Raw genomic sequence first — 17,621 nt, forward strand, 5'->3', positions numbered from 1 at the left:
TTCTCCTTATCTTATTACTACTCTTCTTCCCTCCACGCGCAATCTGTCTTCGCAATACATTTTAACTGCAAGAGGAAGCAAGCGGTGTTCTGATAAAAGCACCTTTTTTTGAAGCGTTTCTGCAGTATCACTATCCGACACACTTACTGCTTCCTGAAAAATTATCGGTCCTGTATCTGCTCCTTCATCTACAAAATGAACGGTAGCACCGCTTATTTTTACGCCGTAATCTATGGCTGCCTGATGTACTTTTATGCCGTAATATCCTTTACCGCAAAATGAAGGAATCAGCGAAGGGTGGATATTTATTATATTATTTTTAAATTCTGCGATAAATTTGCCTGACAGTATTTTTATATATCCCGCCAATACAACTAAATCAATATCACGGCTTTTAAGCTCTGTTATAATTGCTTCATTAAAAAGCTCGAAGCTATTATATTTCTTTTCATCTACAAAGACTGCATCTATGTTGTTGAGTTTTGACCTTTCTAATCCGTAAGCATTATCTTTGTTGGAAACAACTACAGCTATTTCACCGTTTATATTTTCTTTTCTTATTTCATCAATCAATGACTGCAAATTAGTGCCCGAGCCGGAAATCAATACACCTATTTTTTTTACCGGCATATTTTCAGTCCGCCTTCCCTTTTAACAGTCTTACCCATCATTACCGGTTTTTCACCCACGGATTTTAAATAAGCGATAATATCTGTTGCCTTATCCTTATCTACAGCTAAAACCATTCCTATACCCATGTTAAATGTTGAATACATTTCATCTGTATCTATATTTCCTTCCTTTTGTATAAGCTCAAATATGGGTAATACATTAATGCTTTCAGTATATATATCTGCCGTAATGCCTTCAGGGAACATTCGCGGTATATTTTCGTAAAAACCTCCGCCCGTTATGTTGGACATACCTTTTATTTCAAATTTACTTATTAAATCTAAAATGAGCTTTGGATAAATTTTTGTGGGAACCATCAGGCTTTCACCTAATGTACAGCCTAATTCATCAATATATGCATCCACATCATAATTATTGCGGTCAAAAAACACCTTTCGCACCAATGAATAACCATTGCTGTGAATGCCGCTTGAAGGAATTCCTATCAAAATGTCTCCTTCAACTATTTTAGAACCGTCTATTATTTTCTTTTTATCGACTATACCCACACAAAAACCTGCAATGTCATATTCTCCTTCACTGTAAAGACCTGGCATTTCCGCAGTTTCTCCTCCGATTAATGCCGCTCCGGCTTTAATACATCCACTTGCTACACCCTTTACTATATCGGCTGTCTTTTCCGGCAATAGTTTCCCGGTCGCTATATAATCCAGAAAAAACAGCGGCTTAGCTCCCTGACAGATTACATCGTTGACACACATTGCCACCGCATCCTCACCGATGGTATCATGCTTATCAGTTTTAAACGCAATCATAAGCTTCGTTCCCACACCGTCTGTACCGGAAACAAGGACAGGCTCCTCATAAGCATCTTTATCTATTGCGAACATTCCTCCAAAGCCGCCTATATCGGAAACTACGCCATCCGTATACGTTTTTTTAACGTGATCTTTTATTAATCTGACTGTTTTATATCCGGCATGAATATCTACTCCGGAATCCTTGTAGGTTAATTTCTCAGACATATTATCTCCCCTTTACATGTTTTTGTTGGGTACTTCCATAGGATAATCACCGTTTAAGCAGGCAAGACAGTAGCTGTTATCGGATGATGTGGATTTAACCAGACCCTCTATACTTAAATAATGAATACTGTCGGCATTTATAAATTCTTTAATTTCTTCAATTGTTTTGTTTGCCCCAATAAGCTTATTTCTGTCCGGAGTATTGATACCGAAAAAACAGGAATGTGTTACAGGAGGTGAAGCAATCCTTACATGCACCTCTCTTGCTCCCGCTTCTTTGACCATACTTACTATCTGCTTTGTCGTTGTACCCCTGACTATACTGTCATCTATTAAAACCACTGTTTTATCCTTTACAATTTCCTTCAGAACACTCAGCTTAGTTTTAACACCCTGTTCTCTAAGTACCTGATTTGGCTCAATGAAGGTTCTTTTTGCGTATCTGTTTTTTATAAGACCCAATCCAAATGGTATTTTTAATTCTTCTGCATATCCTATGGCTGCGGGAGTTCCCGAATCCGGAACCGAAAATACAAGGTCTGCCTTTACAGGCGCTTCCTGTGCCAAAATTCTTCCCGAATTATACCTGGTTTCATATACGTTAACTCCGTCTAAGTTGCTGTCCGGCCTTGCAAAATAAATATGCTCAAATATACAAAGCTTTTTCTGAGCATATCTGTCGCTTTTAATACTCTTAACCCCTTCGCCGTTAATTACAACAATTTCCCCCGGCTCTATATCTCTTATAAATTCACCGCCCATGGCACTTATTGCACAGCTTTCCGAAGCAAGAAGATATCCGTCGTCCCTTTTACCTAAGCAAAGAGGCCTTAATCCGAAATAGTCCCTTACCCCTATCAATTCTTTTTCAGTCATAAACACAAATGCATAGGCACCTTTGATTATTTCGGTGATATTTTTAATTGAACTTACTATATCTCCCTTGTTATACCTTGCAAGCATATTCGCGACAACCTCAGAATCGGTTGATGTCTGAAATATTACACCGCTGTCTTCAAGTATGTTTCTCAAGGAACCGGCATTTACCAGGTTGCCGTTATGGGCCAAGCCGATGGAACCCTCCTTATAGCGTACAACCAGAGGTTGTGCATTTTGCTTTTCACTTTCGCCTGTCGTTGAATATCTTACGTGTCCTATGGCAATATCTCCCTTGTACCTGTCAACCACTTCAGGCGTTAAAACATCGGCTACCAAGCCCATGTCCTTATGGAATTCTATTTTTTTACCGGTATTAATTGCAATTCCCGCACTTTCCTGACCTCTGTGCTGAAGAGCAAACAGCCCGAAGTAAATTAATTGAGACGCAATATCCGGTCTACTTGTATATAATCCAACAACTCCGCATTCCTCATGAAGCTTATCGTCATCCAAAATTTCGTAGTACATAATCTCTCCTTGTATAATGCTGCTTTTGATTATTTGCTGTTTATTCTTGCCAAAACTTCCTGATAAACCTCTTCAACATCTCCTAAATCTCTTCTGAATCTGTCCTTGTCCAGTTTTTTGTTTGTTTCAGCATCCCACAATCTGCAAGTATCAGGAGAAATTTCATCAGCCAAAATTACCTTACCGTCATAAATACCGAATTCAAGTTTAAAATCAATCAGCTTTATGTTTATTCCAAGGAAGAATTCTTTTAATATTTCATTCACCTTTAATGCGTATTCTTTAACTATGCTGAGCTCTTCATCTGTAGCAAAGCCCATAGCCTTTATATGGTAATCATTAATCATGGGGTCTCCTAATTCATCATTTTTATATGAGAACTCCAATACGGTTTCCTTCATAATTACGCCTTCTTCAATACCTAATCTCTGGGACAGAGATCCCGCGGCAACATTTCTTACTATAACCTCGAGCGGTAAAATTTTAACTGCTTTTACCAATGATTCATTGTCGCTTAAAAGCTCAATCTGATGTGTAGGTATACCGTTCTCCCCCAATAAGGAAAACAAAGCAGCCGACATTTTATTATTTACAACACCCTTGCCTACAATAGTACCTTTTTTTTCTCCGTTAAAAGCTGTAGCATCATCCTTGTATTCCACTATATATTTTTTCTCGTCATCTGTTCTGTAAACTTTCTTTGCCTTTCCTTCATAAAGCATCTCTAATTTTTTCATCTTAATCCTCCGTTGAATTTTTATTTTAATTTTTCTTGTAATTTTTTATCTTTTTCCATAACCTTTTCTGCCATTTGTTTTTTGTATGCATTAAACCTGATTCTTAATTCATCATATTTAACGGACAATATTTGTACTGCCAGCAGAGCTGCATTTTCGGCGCCGTTTATTGCCACTGTTGCAACCGGTACTCCAGGTGGCATCTGAACTATGGCAAGCAGTGCATCCATGCCTTCCAGATCCGATGATTTTATCGGAACGCCTATTACGGGAAGAGAGGTACAGCCTGCCAATACTCCGGGCAGATGAGCTGCCTTTCCTGCCGCAGCAATTATTACCTCGTATCCGTTCACATCTGCATTTTTAGCAAAGTTTATTGCTTCATCGGGAGTTCTGTGGGCAGAAATTACCCTCACTTCCGTTTCAACTCCAAATTCCTTTAAAATTTTGTAACCCTTTTCTACTACCGGGAAATCCGAATCACTTCCCATGATTATTGCTACCTTCATGATTCCTCCTTGCCTATTTGAAATATTGTACTCCCGATTCAAAGATTAATTGATTTTTTTCACCGGGTATATTTTTATATAAATTGTTGTCAATTCTTTCCGAGTGAGCCATTTTACCCAATACCCTGCCGTCCGGACTTGTTATGCCCTCGACTGCTTCTATTGAGCCGTTAGGATTATATAGACCGTCATAGGTCGGCTCATTATTTAAATCTACGTATTGAGTCGCTATCTGACCGCCTGCTTTCAGCCTGCTGATCCATTCTTCACTTGCGGCGAATTTCCCTTCCCCGTGAGATACCGGCAGATAATGAACATCTCCGGCACTGCACTTATTTAACCAAGGTGATGTGTTATTGACCACCTTAGTTCTGACGAAACCTGATACGTGCCTTCCTATTTTATTATAGGTAAGAGTCGGATAATCCTCTTTTATTTCCACTATTTCTCCGAAAGGAACGAGCCCAAGCTTTATCAGCGCCTGAAAACCGTTACATATGCCTATTATTAAGCCGTCTCTGTTATTTAACAAATCCATTACTGCTTCCTCTAAAAACTCGTTTCTGAAAACCGAAGCGATGAATTTACCGGAGCCTTCCGGCTCATCTCCCGCACTGAAGCCGCCTGGAAATGCAATAATTTGTGATTTTTTTATACGCTTATTCATCTCTTTAATAGATTCCGAAACATTTAAAGAGCTTAAGTTGTTAAAAATAAAGACGTCTGTTTCAGCTCCCGCCCTTTTGAAAGCCCTCTGGGTGTCGTATTCACAGTTTGTACCCGGAAACACAGGTATAAAAACCCTTGGCTTTGCTATATTGACATTAGCTTTTTTTCTGCTGACTCCGGAAATGCTGCCGCTGTTTATTTTTCCTTCCGCATCTTTTTTAACCGGATAAATATTTTCAAATGTCTTCATCCAATTGTTTTTAACTTCATTTAATGAGATACTGAATCCTTCACTTAAAGAAATTTCTTTATCAGAAGATGTAACTCCTATTTCTGTTCCTATAATGACTTCATCAGCTTCTAAAATAATATCTCCGTAGCTTGATGAGAACCATTCCTTTTTATCCATAATCATATCGTAGCTTGCCTTAAAGCCAATCTGATTTCCAAGGGTCATTTTACTTATGGCCGCAGCCACTCCGCCATATCCAACCGTATGTGCACTTAACACCTTTTTGTCCGATATCGCATCATGCAGTATCCCGTATTTATTTTTAATATCTTCAAAGTCAGGTATTAAATTATCGTCCTTCTTTATACTTACCAGCAAAACCTTGCTGCCTGCTTTTTTAAATTCGGGAGATATAATATTATTTACATCTGCTGCTGATACAGCAAAGCTTATCAGTGTAGGAGGTACATTCATGTCCTTAAAGGTTCCCGACATACTGTCCTTTCCGCCTATGGCGGGTACATTCAATTCATGCTGCACCTTGTAGGCACCTAATAATGCGCTTAGTACTTTTCCCCATTTTTCAGGCTCCTTATTCAATTTTTCAAAGTACTCCTGAAATGTTAACCTTATATTTCTGTAGTCCGCACCCATAGCCACAGCCTTTGCAACAGAATGAATCACCGCATACATTGCTCCGTGATATTGATTCAATTCAGATAAAAAAGGATCGAAGCCATATGTCATAATTGAGCACGTATTGGTATCTTTGTTAAGAACAGGTATCTTAGCAATCATTCCTTCCGCAGGTGTAAGCTGAGTAAATCCGCCGAAGGGCATCAGTACACTTCCCGCTCCGACAGTCGAATCAAATCTTTCAACCATTCCTTTTTGGCTTGCAACGTTTAAATCTCTTAAATTTTCAAGCCACGCTTCCTTTAAATCATTGTTACAAAATGACCTTTTGGCTTCTTTTTTTGCCGGCTCCTTTATAAATGCGATTACCCCTTGCTTAACGCCGTTTGTATCCAGGAAATTTCTGTCTATATCTAATATTAATTTACCTCTCCAGGTCATCTTTAATCTTCTGTCATCAGTGACCTCAGCTACTATAGTTGCTTCTAAATTCTCTTCATGTGCATATTTGATGAATTTTTGTGCATCTCCCTTGGAAACAACTACTGCCATTCTTTCCTGAGATTCTGATATGGCAAGCTCCGTGCCGTCCAGACCGTCATATTTTTTAGGTACTGCATCAAGATTTATATTTAAACCGTCAGCTAATTCTCCAATTGCGACAGAAACACCCCCTGCCCCAAAATCATTGCATTTTTTGATCACTAAGCTGACCTTTTCATTTCTGAATAATCTTTGGATTTTTCTTTCTGTTGGAGCATTACCTTTTTGAACCTCAGAGCCGCATTTAATTATTGATTTTTCATCATGTTCCTTAGATGAACCCGTAGCACCTCCAAGTCCGTCTCTTCCCGTTCTTCCTCCGAGGAGTATGACAACATCTCCTTTAACAGGTGCTTCTCTTCTTACATTTTCTTTTTTTGCAGCAGCTATAACCGCACCCACTTCCATTCTTTTTGCAACGTATCCGGGATGATAAATTTCATTAACATATCCGGTGGCGAGACCTATCTGGTTTCCGTAGGAGCTGTATCCCGCAGCCGCCTCAGTGGAAATTTTTCTCTGAGGAAGCTTACCCGGTATTGTATCTTCGATTTTTTGACGAGGGTCTCCGCTTCCTGTAATGCGCATAGCCTGATACACGTATGACCGACCTGAAAGAGGATCTCTTATGGCTCCGCCTATGCAGGTTGCTGCTCCGCCGAAGGGTTCGATTTCTGTAGGATGGTTGTGGGTTTCATTTTTAAACATCAGCAGCCACTCTTCATTTTCACATTCGACATCAACATTGATTGTTATACTGCATGCATTTATTTCATCAGAAATTTCCAAATCATTTAAATACCCTGATTTTCTTAATTCCTTTGCATTGATTGTAGCCAAATCCATTAATGATATATCTCTTTGTTTATTTTCATAAACGTATTTTCTTGAATTGAAATACTGATTAAGTGTTTTTTGTATTTCCTTATTGATTTTTCCGTTTTCAAATTCTATTTTTTCAATTTGGGTGTTAAAAGTAGTGTGTCTGCAATGATCCGACCAATATGTATCAATGACTTTCATTTCTGTTATGGTAGGATTTCTTTTTTCAGTATCTTTAAAATATTCCTGACAAAATAATAAATCCTCAAAGCTCATAGCAAGACCCATGCTTATGCGGAGCTCTTCTACTTCCTTTTCAGATTTATCTGTAAAATTACTTATATATTCAACATCCGAAGCTTCGGCATACTCCTCATAAAATGCAGCATAGCCGTCCAAGTCCGTTTCTCTTGAATCCACGGGATTGATGAAATATTTTTTTATCTTCGTTATATCTTCTTTTGTCAATTCACCTTCAAGAATTATTATCTTTGCATATTTAACCTTAACCTCTTCTTTGTCGGTAATTATCCGGATGCATTGAGATGCGGAATCAGCCCTTTGGTCATACTGTCCCGGCAAAAATTCCACAGCAAACACATTATCGGATTCTCCAATATCCTCAAAATATACATTGTCCTGATTGGGTTCGGAAAAAACTGTGGCAACCGCCCTGCTAAAATCATGATTGCTTAAATTGGATACTAAGTATCTGTTTAATATACGAATATTTTTTAAATTATTCAATTGCAGGTTTTCCTTAAAATCGTTCAGCAGATTTATTGACTCTGTGTTAAATCCTGATTTTTTTTCCACAAATACTCTTTTAACATCAAAATTCATATCGACCTTCCTTTATCTTAATAGGTGCTTGTTCTTTAACTAAATGATAACAAATAAGAAATTGTATGTCAATGATTTTCAAGATAATTTTTAAATTAATTTTAATTTAATTTCGTTATTATACGAATAATAGGTTTATGCTATCGTTGTTTATTCGTATTATTGCCTACGAAATAAGCAAGGCATATATTCCGCTTTTTGATGGAAATTTCATTAAAAGATTTACATTGTGATTATATTAATTATTAGTTATAATATATTTATAGAAATTTATCGGAGTGTTGATATGATTAATTCAATTTTGATAAACTACAAATTAATAAATGAATTAAAAATTCACGAAAATCTCAAAGAAGATATTTTAAAGTGTGTTCAAATAATTGTGGCAGAGAGGATACCCATCAAAAAAATCGGCTTATTTGGTTCGTGTTCGAGAGGAGAAGCAAATGCAACGTCGGATATTGATTTGGTGGTTATAACAAATCACCAAACAACAAGAGTAGAAAGAGGTTTAATTTTTGATGCAGTAAATTGCATAGACTTAAACACAAAGTGCGATATTGTCTTTTATACCGATGAACAGTTGATAAGCTCGAGCCGTTGGTTTGAAAAAAGTATAAAAGAAAATGTAATATGGATAGGAGGTATTTAATTGGCAACATATCTTGAAATAGCTGAAAATGAATACAAGTTTTTAATTGAAACTCTTGAAATAGGAGACTACGCTAATGTAGCCTATAAGTCTCAGCAGGCAAGTGAAAAGTACTTAAAGCACTTGGTAGAAATAAAAGGAGAACCTTCAAAGAATGTTAGGGAATTACTTCATACTCATAGCTTGCAAAGCCTTTACAGATATTTAAAGAATACATTAGATATAGAAATAGAGCTTGATATATCGGAGCTGTCATTGCTTACTTCTTTATATTATGATGTAAGGTACCCTAATATAAATTACTTTATACCGGATAAAAGAGAAGCAATGCTGTATATAGAAATAACAAAGGAAATAAGACGTAAGGTTTTGGCTATAATTGAAGAATAAAAAAAGACCCGCAACGGCGGGTCCACTAATTATAGATTGATTAAAACGTTCGACCTTCAAGGCGCCGGAAGACGGGCAACCGCAGCGCATTAGACATACATGAGGATTGACCGGCGCGGCTGCAACGAAGCAGGCGGGCGTTTTAATCGATCTATTTTATTCTGTGTATTCTTTTGAAGCTTCCTCACCTCTCAGAACTCTCAAAGCTCCATAGGCAAGTGCTTCCATTTCATTTTCCCCCGCCATTATTTCAACGGGAGCTATGAAGGATACTCTTTGCTTTATCCATGATGTAAGCATCTTAGAATAAGAAATACCTCCGGTTAATATGATGGCATCTACCTCTCCGTTAACAACGGTTGCCAGATCACCTATTCCTTTTGCAATCTGATATGCCATTGCTTCATAAATTAGCTTAGCTTCCTCATTGCCTGCATTAATCATTGACTCAACTTCTCTTGCATCAATTGTGTTTAAATATGCTCTTAAGCCGCCGTTTCCTCTTAATTTTCTATGCATGGTTTTCTTGTCATACTTGCCTGAATAGCAAAGATTTATAAGTTCCCTGCAGGGCACTCTTCCTGCCCTTTCCGGCGAAAACGGTCCTTCGTCATCAGAAACCAAATCAACGATTTTTCCTCCCGAATGTATGTTAATAGATATTCCACCGCCTAAATGAGCCACTATAATATTCAATTCATCGTATCTCTTGTCCTTGCTTTTAGCATACTTTATAGCCATTGCTCTCGTATTAAGAACGTGGCTCGCACTTGTTCTGGGAATATCCGGAGAACCTGAAATTCTTGCTATGTCAAGAAGCTCATCCGTCATAACTGAATCATAAATAAACGAAGGTATTCCCACTTCCTTTGCTATACCGTAAGCAATGGGTGCGGCAAGGTTTGATGCATGCTCCATAACGGGGCGTTTTTCAACTCGGTCAATCATTAAATCATTGATAGTGTAAGCTCCTGATTTCACAGGGGGAAGCATCCCTCCTCTTGCAACGACTGCCGACAATTCTTTTACATCAAAATTTTTTTCTTTTAAAAAAGACATAACGACTTCTTGTCTCATTTGTAATTGATCTTCTACGTTATCAAATGAATCAATCAGTTCTATAGGATGATCCAATGTCTTTACGAATATTTCTTTTTCATCCTCATACAAAGCAATTTTTGTCGAGGTTGAACCTGGATTTATAGCCAAAATTTTATAGCTCATAACTTCCTCACTTAATAAATTTTATAAGGACTTACCCGCCGTTAAGTAAAGCATGGCACTTTAACGGCAGGTTACCTTAATTTAATTATACCGCTTCCATTCCCGCGTTTAAAGCTTTAATATTTATTTCCACAAATTTATCCTTAACTAAGTCTTTTATTATGCTTTCCCAATCTATATCGGTTAAATTCATCGATTTTATCAGCGCTCCTAAAAGTACTACGTTCATTACCTTTGTGTTGCCTAATTTTTCGGAAATTTCTGCTGCATTTATAACCTTTGTATTTACCTTTTCACTTATTGCCTCGATTACTCCTTTCGGATAAGCAATCTTTCCGGAAAGTATCGGTGCCGAAGGTATTTCATGTTCATTTATAACGGCTATTCCGTCAGGCTTTAAGAATTCCAGCCATCTAATTGATTCCATCGTTTCAAATGAAACCAATATATCCGCATCTCCGATTCCTATAATAGGTGAGTGAACCTTTTCACCATATCTTACCTGTGTAGAAACACTTCCGCCTCTTTGTGCCATTCCATGAATTTCGGACATTTTAACATCATATCCTGCCTGTAAAAGACCTGTTGATAATATTTTACTTACGAGTATCGTTCCCTGACCGCCAACGCCAACTAATAGTATATTCTTAATCTTCATAATTAAACACCTACCTTACTGATAGCTTTTACAGGACAGACCTGCATGCACAATTCACAGCCTACACATTGAGCTTCATTTATATATGATTTTTTTATTTCATGCTGGAAGTGAATTGCAGGACAGCCTGTTCTTGCACATGCCTTACATCCGATACATATTTCCTGATCTACTTCACAAATACCTTGTATTGGTCCGAATTCTTCTATATCCTGTTCAGAATACTTCTTAAGTGCACAAGGATATCTTGTAATTACAACCGATGGTTCATTAAGTGCAAATGCCCAATCCATAGCTTCCTTCATAGCTTCTCTTCTTAACGGGTTTATTGTTTTTACGTGCTTGATACCCAAAGCCTTAACGATGGTTTCAATATCTGTTATCTGGGCTTCATCTCCCTGAAGAGAGAATCCTGTTCCCGGATTTTCCTGATGACCGGTCATGGCTGTTATTCTGTTATCAAGTATGCATGTAACAGTGTTGCTTTTGTTATATACTACGTCTAACAAGCTTGTCATTCCCGAATGGAAGAATGTTGAATCACCTATTACAGCAACCAGACGTTTGTCGTCATTATTCTTTTCGAATACCTTTTTAGCTCCGTGGGCCATACTTATGCTGGCACCCATACATACAACGGTATCCATTGCATTTAACGGTTCTGTACCGCCCAATGTGTAGCAGCCTATATCACCTGTTATCATCACATTCTTTCTCTTTGACAATTCATAGAAAAATCCTCTGTGAGGACATCCCGCACACAATGTGGGAGGTCTTCCGACAGCTACATTTTTATCATAGTCTATAGTAGGCTTTTGCGTTCCAAGCAATGATTTTTCAACTATATCAGGATTTAATTCCCATGTGTTGGGGATTTTGTCCTTTCCGATGCAGTTGATCCCTGCCGCTCTGATTTGTTCTTCCATGAACGGTTCTAATTCTTCTATTACGTATAATGTTTGAACTTCTTCCGCAAATTTTTTAATTTTTTCCATTGGAAGAGGAAATGAAAAACCGATTTTTAAATAAGAAGCGGAGTCTCCGAATACTTCTCTGGCATAATTGTATGCCACACCCGAAGATATAACGCCTATTTTCTTGTCATTCCATTCAATAAAGTTTAAATCTGTTTCATTAGAAAATTTCTCTAATTCTACAAGCTTTCTCTCGACTACTAAGTGTAGTTGCTTTGCAACCGCAGGAGCAATAAAATATTTACTTGTATCTTTTTTATACGGCTTAATAGGAACTTCTGTTCTTTCACCGACTTCAACAACCGACTTACTGTGACATACTCTGGTTGTCATTCTTATCATTACTAATGTATCATATTTTTCACTTATTTCTATGGCCTTAATAACCATATCCTTGCATTCCTGACTGTCTGCCGGCTCAACCATTGCAACCTTTGCCATTCTTGCATAATATCTGTTGTCTTGTTCGTTTTGTGACGAATGCATACCCGGGTCGTCAGCGCTTATCAATACCATACCACCGTTTACACCTGTGTATCCCATGGTGAAAAAAGGATCCGCAGCAACGTTTAAACCAACATGCTTCATAGCTGTCAAACTTCTTGCACCTGCGTAGCACGCACCTATTGCTGATTCAACCGCAACTTTTTCATTTGGAGCCCATTCTGCAACTATCTCTTTATAAGGAGCTATATTTTCTAATATTTCAGTACTTGGAGTACCTGGATATGCCGAAGCGTAATGAACACCGGCTTCGTATGCGCCAAGTGCTATCGCTTCATTTCCTGTCAATAACTTTTTCAATTTGTATCCTCCTTCAAATCATTTATAAAGTACCTACTTCCATCTTTAAGCTGTCCCATATTATTACAAAATAAGACACACAAAAAGACATACTACTATAAACATATATGCATTTTTTATGCCATAATTTTAATATTTAAATATTTTTATTAAATCGGACAATTTCAACACTTTAAATGTTTCAAGGATAAAACGATCGACAAAAATAAAAGTTAATGGGTTGAATGGTATGTAATTCACAACCCATTAACCCATTAACTTATTATTCCATTGACAGATAGTTGTATGCTTTTTTACCAAATTCAGTTATTACCGTTCCGCTTCTTCCCTTGTATATTTCTGCCATCTTATACTTTTCAAGATTGAGAAGTATGGTTCTTATTTCCTGTTCGCTGATAAATATGTCTTTGTTTTTAGCTATTTCACTGAGTGTGCGCCTTCCTAACCTCTGATTATTCCTACCTCCGCTCATTAGTTCTTCAAGAACAAAAATATATTTTTTTAAGTTGTTGCCTGCCTGCTCCAGGAATTCATAAATAATATTTTGTTCCGTTGAAACCAATTTATTATCAAAAGCTTTCACACTGTAATCCACGGGTATATCCTTCTCTTCCACTATCCTTAAGCCGAGGTTTACCAAGTATTCCACACAGTTTCTCAGCTCTCTGACATTACCCTTCCAGCTGTAGTTCACCAAAAACTCCTTTGCTTTATCAGTCAATATAAAATCACTTTTAAAGGATTTTTTCAGATAATCTACAAGCCCCAGTATATCTTCTCTTCTGCTTCGAAGGGGAGGAATTTTCAATGGAAGAACATTCAGCCTATAGTATAGATCCTCTCTGAATTCATCATTCTCCACCATTTCCTTAATATTTTTATTCGTTGCAGCTATTATTCTTATATCAACATCTATTATTCTGTCGCCTCCCAGCCGCACGACCTCTCTTTCCTGAAGTACTCTCAAAAGCTTAACCTGCAGGCTCATAGGCATTTCTGTTATTTCGTCCAAAAATAATGTTCCGTTATGGGCAAGCTCGAACAGTCCGGGCTTACCACCCTTTCGTGCACCAGTAAAGGCGCCCTCTTCGTAACCAAACAACTCACTTTCCAATAAGCTTTCCGGAAAAGCTCCACAGTTTACCGGAACAAATTGAAATTCCTTTCTTAAAGAATTATTATGAATTGCCTGAGCGAACAGTTCCTTGCCCGTACCCGTTTCTCCGGTTATCAATATTGAGGAATTAGATTTGGACATACGCTTAGCTATATTTTTAGTTTCTGTTATTGAATCACTTTCACCGAAAATATCATCAAAGTTATACTTTGCCGTATAACCTTTACCGATAAGCTTTTTTCTAAGCATATATTCTTTTTTTTCCAAGTCTGAATATCTTCTGATTATTGCAACAGCACCGTACATCTTCCTTGAGTGAAGCAGTGGATTAACCGATACGACTACATCATAACCGTTAATCTTAATTATTTTTTCTTCTACGGGCTTCAGGCTTTCTATTGTATAATCGAAAGGAATTTCAGGAAACAACTCACTTCCTTTTTTATTTAATACCTGTTCTTTATTAACAATTTCCTTAGCATTTTCATTGTATAAAAATATGTTTCCATCATTATTTACACCTATTACACCTGCATCTATATTCTGCATTAAAATATCAAGCTGACTTTCTCTCGAATTAGTAAGCCCTAAAATTTTCAGAAAACCAAAATTAGCTGTTCTTATTTCCTTGTAGCTTCTCACAACATCCTGTCTGTCTAATAAGGAAAGCAGGTCAAATTTCATGCCTATATCAATAATTGAGTTTATATCTAACAGGCTGTTGCCTATGTTGATTATTTCTTTATCAGCTTTCGGAGTATAGTCAGACTGCCCCAAAATTATAAATTTATCAAAATCATCGGCATTTGATGTCCAGAAAGAATTAAGTTCAATATGCCTTGCCCCCAACTGGTAAATAATCGAGATTATTTGCTCTGCCATTTCGGGGCTTTCATCTATTAATACAACCTCAGAGCCTTCATCAAGCTTAAATATTGTATCTAATCCGGACTTGGATATGGTTCTATGGGCAAATAAAAGCTCCGTATTCTTATTTACCTTGCTCTTTATTTGTTTATAAAGATGATATGAAGGAAACAACAATACATCTGCCTTTATCTCTGAATCCCCGTAGTTCCCCAAATCCTCTAAGGTATATGTCTTTATAGTGATTTTATCAGAAAATAAGCTTTTTATTTGATTGTAATAGCTGTTCACCGATTCTATGGTATAGCTCACTATTGCCAATGATTTCATCTTAGGTTCTCTCAATTTTTATTCTCCTGAAAGCATGGTTAAATTAATAATATCATTTTCTAAATCTATAATAATATTATTAATTTTTTTGTACTGTTCAATATCCATATCTTTATCTACATGATTCTTAGCTCTTTCTACCGCAACGTCAAATACTGTTTTTAATTCCTCTATTTCTGTTAACAGTTTATTTATAAGCTTTTCGTTAATTCCTCGGGGCCTCAGCACAAAACCTGCTTCCTTTGACTCCTGTACAGCTTCAGCGACTACGCTTTTCTTTATATCATAGACAACATTATATTCCGGTATAATACAATTTAATTTAAGCTGCTCTTTAACTTCTTTAGCAAAGCTTTCTTTTGCCGATTGTTCTCCATGTACTATAAATACACCTTTAGGCTTTTCCTTAAATCCCTTAAGCCAGTTCAGCAAACCATATTTATCGGCATGACCTGAGAACCCTTCTACATTGTGTATTTCTGCATATACATTAATATTTTCTCCCAATACCTTTACGTTTTTTTCTCCGTCTAATAATCTTCTGCCCAACGTTCCTTCTGCCTGATAACCAACAAACACTATACTGCATTCTTTTCTCCACAAATTATGCTTTAAATGGTGCTTTATTCTTCCTGCGTCGCACATGCCGCTGGCAGAAATTATTATTTTCGGTTCCTTTGAAATGTTAAGTTGTTTCGATTCTTCAGCATTATGGGTGTAATGAAGATTTTCAAATTCCAAAGGGTTGTCACCCTTCATTATATATCCCCTTGCTTCATCATCAAAAACATTTGCATTTCGCTTAAAAACCTCAGTCGCCTTAACGGCAAGAGGGCTGTCAATATATACGGGTATCTTTTTTAATTCATTTTCTTTCGTACCTATTTCATTCAAGTGACTGTCATAGTATTTGTTTAACTCATATATTATTTCTTGCGTCCTTCCTACAGCAAATGAAGGAATTATAACATTTCCTCCCCTTCTGACGGTTTTTAAAATAATATTAATCAACTCTTCTGTTCTGTGCTCTATGTCGTCATGGACTCTTTCTCCATAGGTTGCTTCCATAATTACATAATCGGCTTTTTCTATTACTGAAGGATTATTTAATAACGGTTTCTCACTCATTCCTATATCACCGGAATATACAAGTTTAACTCTTTCGTTATTATCCGAAAACCACATTTCAATAATAGACGAACCTAAAATATGACCTGCGTCGTTGAATTTCACAGTGAGCACATCATCTATTGCAACTATCTGATCATATTGAACTGTTTTAAAATACTGGTAGCTATCCAATGCATCTTTTTGCGTATACAACGGCTCCACTAATTTTCTTCCTTGTCGCAGTGCTTTTTTATTTTTCCACTCGGCTTCCGTTTCCTGAATGTGAGCTGAATCCAAAAGCATTATTTCGCATAAGTCGTAGGTTGACTTAGAACAATATATTGTTCCTTTAAACCCCTTCTTTACCAACAGCGGTATCCTGCCGCTGTGGTCTATGTGACTGTGACTTAATAACAAATAATCAATATCTCCCGGATTTACTTCAAACTCATCAATGTTGTAATCCTCATCTTTGCCCTGATACATACCACAATCCAACAGTATCTTTTTATCCTTGTATTGTATTAAATGGCTTGAACCCGTTACTCCTCTTACTGCGCCTAAAAATCTGATATTCATAAGTACCTCCTTCAATATAATACAATTATAAAACAAATGTGATATTATGTCAAAACGTTATCAGCCACACTCTTAACATTGTACTGGACAGTTAGAAATCATATCTATAGTTTTTCAGAAATTCAAAGATAATCGGCACTAAAAAATACCGACATTTTCTGTCGGTATTTTTGACTTTTGTTCATCTTATTTTTTAGCTTTCCATTTGTCTTGATAAAAACACACTTGCTGTCTTAACTAATTTTTCTTCAACTTCCGTCATTTTTACAGCTTTATCCTTTGATAAAAGCATTATTGCTCCTATCGGGTCACCATGAACTAATATTGGAGAAATTACCTGGCTAATGTAGTTATCAGGATTAAATTCATTGGCAGTAATTCTTATTGGCTTGGAACTACCGTTTGTTACATACATTTCTCTGCTTTCAATTATTTTTTCAAGCTCAGGGCTCAACCTTTTTTCTGCATAATCCTTTTTCGAGCTTCCGGATACTGCTATAACTCCGTCACGATCTGTTATAATTGCTGTATGTCTTGTTGTTTCAAACAAAGATTCAACATATTCTCCTGCAAATTCAGTTAATTCTCCTATAGGTGAATATTTTTTAAGTATTATTTCACCTTCTCTGTCTGTAAATATCTCTAAAGGATCCCCTTCTCTAATTCTCAATGTACGTCTTATTTCCTTAGGGATAACTACCCTGCCTAAATCATCAATTCTTCTGACAATTCCAGTTGCTTTCATTCTTAAGTTCCTCCAATGCATAATTTATATTTAAATGACATTTCTTTTAATATTTTCTATTATTTGCACTTTAATAGATTTTATCCTTTTTAATTTACGGATATTATTGGAAATA

At 36.8% G+C, this 17,621-nt stretch carries 14 protein-coding genes; 2 read left to right on the forward strand and 12 right to left on the reverse strand.

Annotated elements, in window-relative coordinates; genetic code table 11:
- Positions 1–6 precede the first annotated feature (6 nt).
- The 6 genes from purN to HZF24_RS12265 are packed head-to-tail and all read right to left on the reverse strand — an operon-like array spanning position 7 to position 8,056.
- On the reverse strand, positions 7–630 hold the full coding sequence (gene purN / locus HZF24_RS12240) for a phosphoribosylglycinamide formyltransferase (RefSeq protein ID WP_179238614.1): 624 nt from the start codon (positions 628–630) through the stop codon (positions 7–9).
- On the reverse strand, positions 621–1,658 hold the full coding sequence (gene purM, locus HZF24_RS12245; protein ID WP_179238615.1) for a phosphoribosylformylglycinamidine cyclo-ligase: 1,038 nt from the start codon (positions 1,656–1,658) through the stop codon (positions 621–623). Before purM ends, purN begins: the two co-directional genes overlap by 10 nt.
- A gap of 12 nt (positions 1,659–1,670) precedes the next feature.
- The gene (gene purF, locus HZF24_RS12250) at positions 1,671–3,065 is read right to left on the reverse strand and encodes an amidophosphoribosyltransferase (RefSeq protein ID WP_179238616.1); all 1,395 of its coding nucleotides are present in this window, start codon (positions 3,063–3,065) and stop codon (positions 1,671–1,673) included.
- Positions 3,066–3,094: 29 nt separating this feature from the next.
- Positions 3,095–3,802 carry a phosphoribosylaminoimidazolesuccinocarboxamide synthase gene (gene purC / locus HZF24_RS12255; protein WP_179238617.1) on the reverse strand — a complete coding sequence of 236 codons (708 nt, stop codon included), beginning with the start codon at positions 3,800–3,802 and terminating at the stop codon, positions 3,095–3,097.
- Positions 3,803–3,822: 20 nt separating this feature from the next.
- Positions 3,823–4,311, reverse strand: a complete 489-nt coding sequence (gene purE / locus HZF24_RS12260; RefSeq protein WP_179238618.1) for a 5-(carboxyamino)imidazole ribonucleotide mutase — start codon at positions 4,309–4,311, stop codon at positions 3,823–3,825.
- A gap of 13 nt (positions 4,312–4,324) precedes the next feature.
- Positions 4,325–8,056, reverse strand: coding sequence for a phosphoribosylformylglycinamidine synthase (locus HZF24_RS12265; protein WP_179238619.1), 3,732 nt, complete (start codon positions 8,054–8,056; stop codon positions 4,325–4,327).
- A 286-nt stretch (positions 8,057–8,342) separates the two neighbouring features.
- Here HZF24_RS12265 and HZF24_RS12270 point away from each other — a divergent pair, with 286 nt between their 5' ends.
- Positions 8,343–8,708, forward strand: coding sequence for a nucleotidyltransferase domain-containing protein (locus HZF24_RS12270; RefSeq protein WP_179238620.1), 366 nt, complete (start codon positions 8,343–8,345; stop codon positions 8,706–8,708).
- On the forward strand, positions 8,709–9,098 hold the full coding sequence (locus HZF24_RS12275) for a HEPN domain-containing protein (protein WP_179238621.1): 390 nt from the start codon (positions 8,709–8,711) through the stop codon (positions 9,096–9,098).
- 156 nt (positions 9,099–9,254) lie between these two features.
- Here HZF24_RS12275 and buk read toward each other — a convergent pair whose 3' ends face one another.
- The 6 genes from buk to spoVT form a co-directional block, all read right to left on the reverse strand.
- Complete coding sequence (gene buk / locus HZF24_RS12280; protein WP_179238622.1) at positions 9,255–10,322, reverse strand: butyrate kinase; 1,068 nt, start codon at positions 10,320–10,322, stop codon at positions 9,255–9,257.
- Positions 10,323–10,407: 85 nt separating this feature from the next.
- The gene (locus HZF24_RS12285; protein ID WP_179238623.1) at positions 10,408–10,980 is read right to left on the reverse strand and encodes an indolepyruvate oxidoreductase subunit beta; all 573 of its coding nucleotides are present in this window, start codon (positions 10,978–10,980) and stop codon (positions 10,408–10,410) included.
- A 2-nt stretch (positions 10,981–10,982) separates the two neighbouring features.
- Complete coding sequence (gene iorA / locus HZF24_RS12290) at positions 10,983–12,758, reverse strand: indolepyruvate ferredoxin oxidoreductase subunit alpha (RefSeq protein ID WP_179238624.1); 1,776 nt, start codon at positions 12,756–12,758, stop codon at positions 10,983–10,985.
- A gap of 262 nt (positions 12,759–13,020) precedes the next feature.
- The gene (locus HZF24_RS12295) at positions 13,021–15,087 is read right to left on the reverse strand and encodes a sigma-54 interaction domain-containing protein (RefSeq protein WP_246346119.1); all 2,067 of its coding nucleotides are present in this window, start codon (positions 15,085–15,087) and stop codon (positions 13,021–13,023) included.
- A 3-nt stretch (positions 15,088–15,090) separates the two neighbouring features.
- The gene (locus HZF24_RS12300) at positions 15,091–16,761 is read right to left on the reverse strand and encodes an MBL fold metallo-hydrolase RNA specificity domain-containing protein (RefSeq protein ID WP_179238625.1); all 1,671 of its coding nucleotides are present in this window, start codon (positions 16,759–16,761) and stop codon (positions 15,091–15,093) included.
- Between the two features lie 193 nt (positions 16,762–16,954).
- Positions 16,955–17,506: a stage V sporulation protein T gene (spoVT, locus tag HZF24_RS12305; RefSeq protein ID WP_179238626.1), complete on the reverse strand. Its 552-nt coding sequence runs from the start codon at positions 17,504–17,506 to the stop codon at positions 16,955–16,957.
- Positions 17,507–17,621: the final 115 nt, after the last annotated feature.

This window comes from Sedimentibacter hydroxybenzoicus DSM 7310 (assembly GCF_013403245.1).
GTDB lineage: Bacteria > Bacillota > Clostridia > Tissierellales > Sedimentibacteraceae > Sedimentibacter > Sedimentibacter hydroxybenzoicus.

What these genes read in the sequence shown, in the direction of transcription:
- purN (WP_179238614.1), bottom strand. Translation starts at nt 630, where the DNA reads ATGCCGGTAAAAAAAATAGGTGTATTGATTTCCGGCTCGGGCACTAAT.
- purM (WP_179238615.1), bottom strand. Translation starts at nt 1,658, where the DNA reads ATGTCTGAGAAATTAACCTACAAGGATTCCGGAGTAGATATTCATGCC.
- purE (WP_179238618.1), bottom strand. Translation starts at nt 4,311, where the DNA reads ATGAAGGTAGCAATAATCATGGGAAGTGATTCGGATTTCCCGGTAGTA.
- HZF24_RS12285 (WP_179238623.1), bottom strand. Translation starts at nt 10,980, where the DNA reads ATGAAGATTAAGAATATACTATTAGTTGGCGTTGGCGGTCAGGGAACG.
- purC (WP_179238617.1), bottom strand. Translation starts at nt 3,802, where the DNA reads ATGAAAAAATTAGAGATGCTTTATGAAGGAAAGGCAAAGAAAGTTTAC.
- purF (WP_179238616.1), bottom strand. Translation starts at nt 3,065, where the DNA reads ATGTACTACGAAATTTTGGATGACGATAAGCTTCATGAGGAATGCGGA.
- HZF24_RS12300 (WP_179238625.1), bottom strand. Translation starts at nt 16,761, where the DNA reads ATGAATATCAGATTTTTAGGCGCAGTAAGAGGAGTAACGGGTTCAAGC.
- HZF24_RS12270 (WP_179238620.1), top strand. Translation starts at nt 8,343, where the DNA reads ATGATTAATTCAATTTTGATAAACTACAAATTAATAAATGAATTAAAA.
- buk (WP_179238622.1), bottom strand. Translation starts at nt 10,322, where the DNA reads ATGAGCTATAAAATTTTGGCTATAAATCCAGGTTCAACCTCGACAAAA.
- spoVT (WP_179238626.1), bottom strand. Translation starts at nt 17,506, where the DNA reads ATGAAAGCAACTGGAATTGTCAGAAGAATTGATGATTTAGGCAGGGTA.
- HZF24_RS12265 (WP_179238619.1), bottom strand. Translation starts at nt 8,056, where the DNA reads ATGAATTTTGATGTTAAAAGAGTATTTGTGGAAAAAAAATCAGGATTT.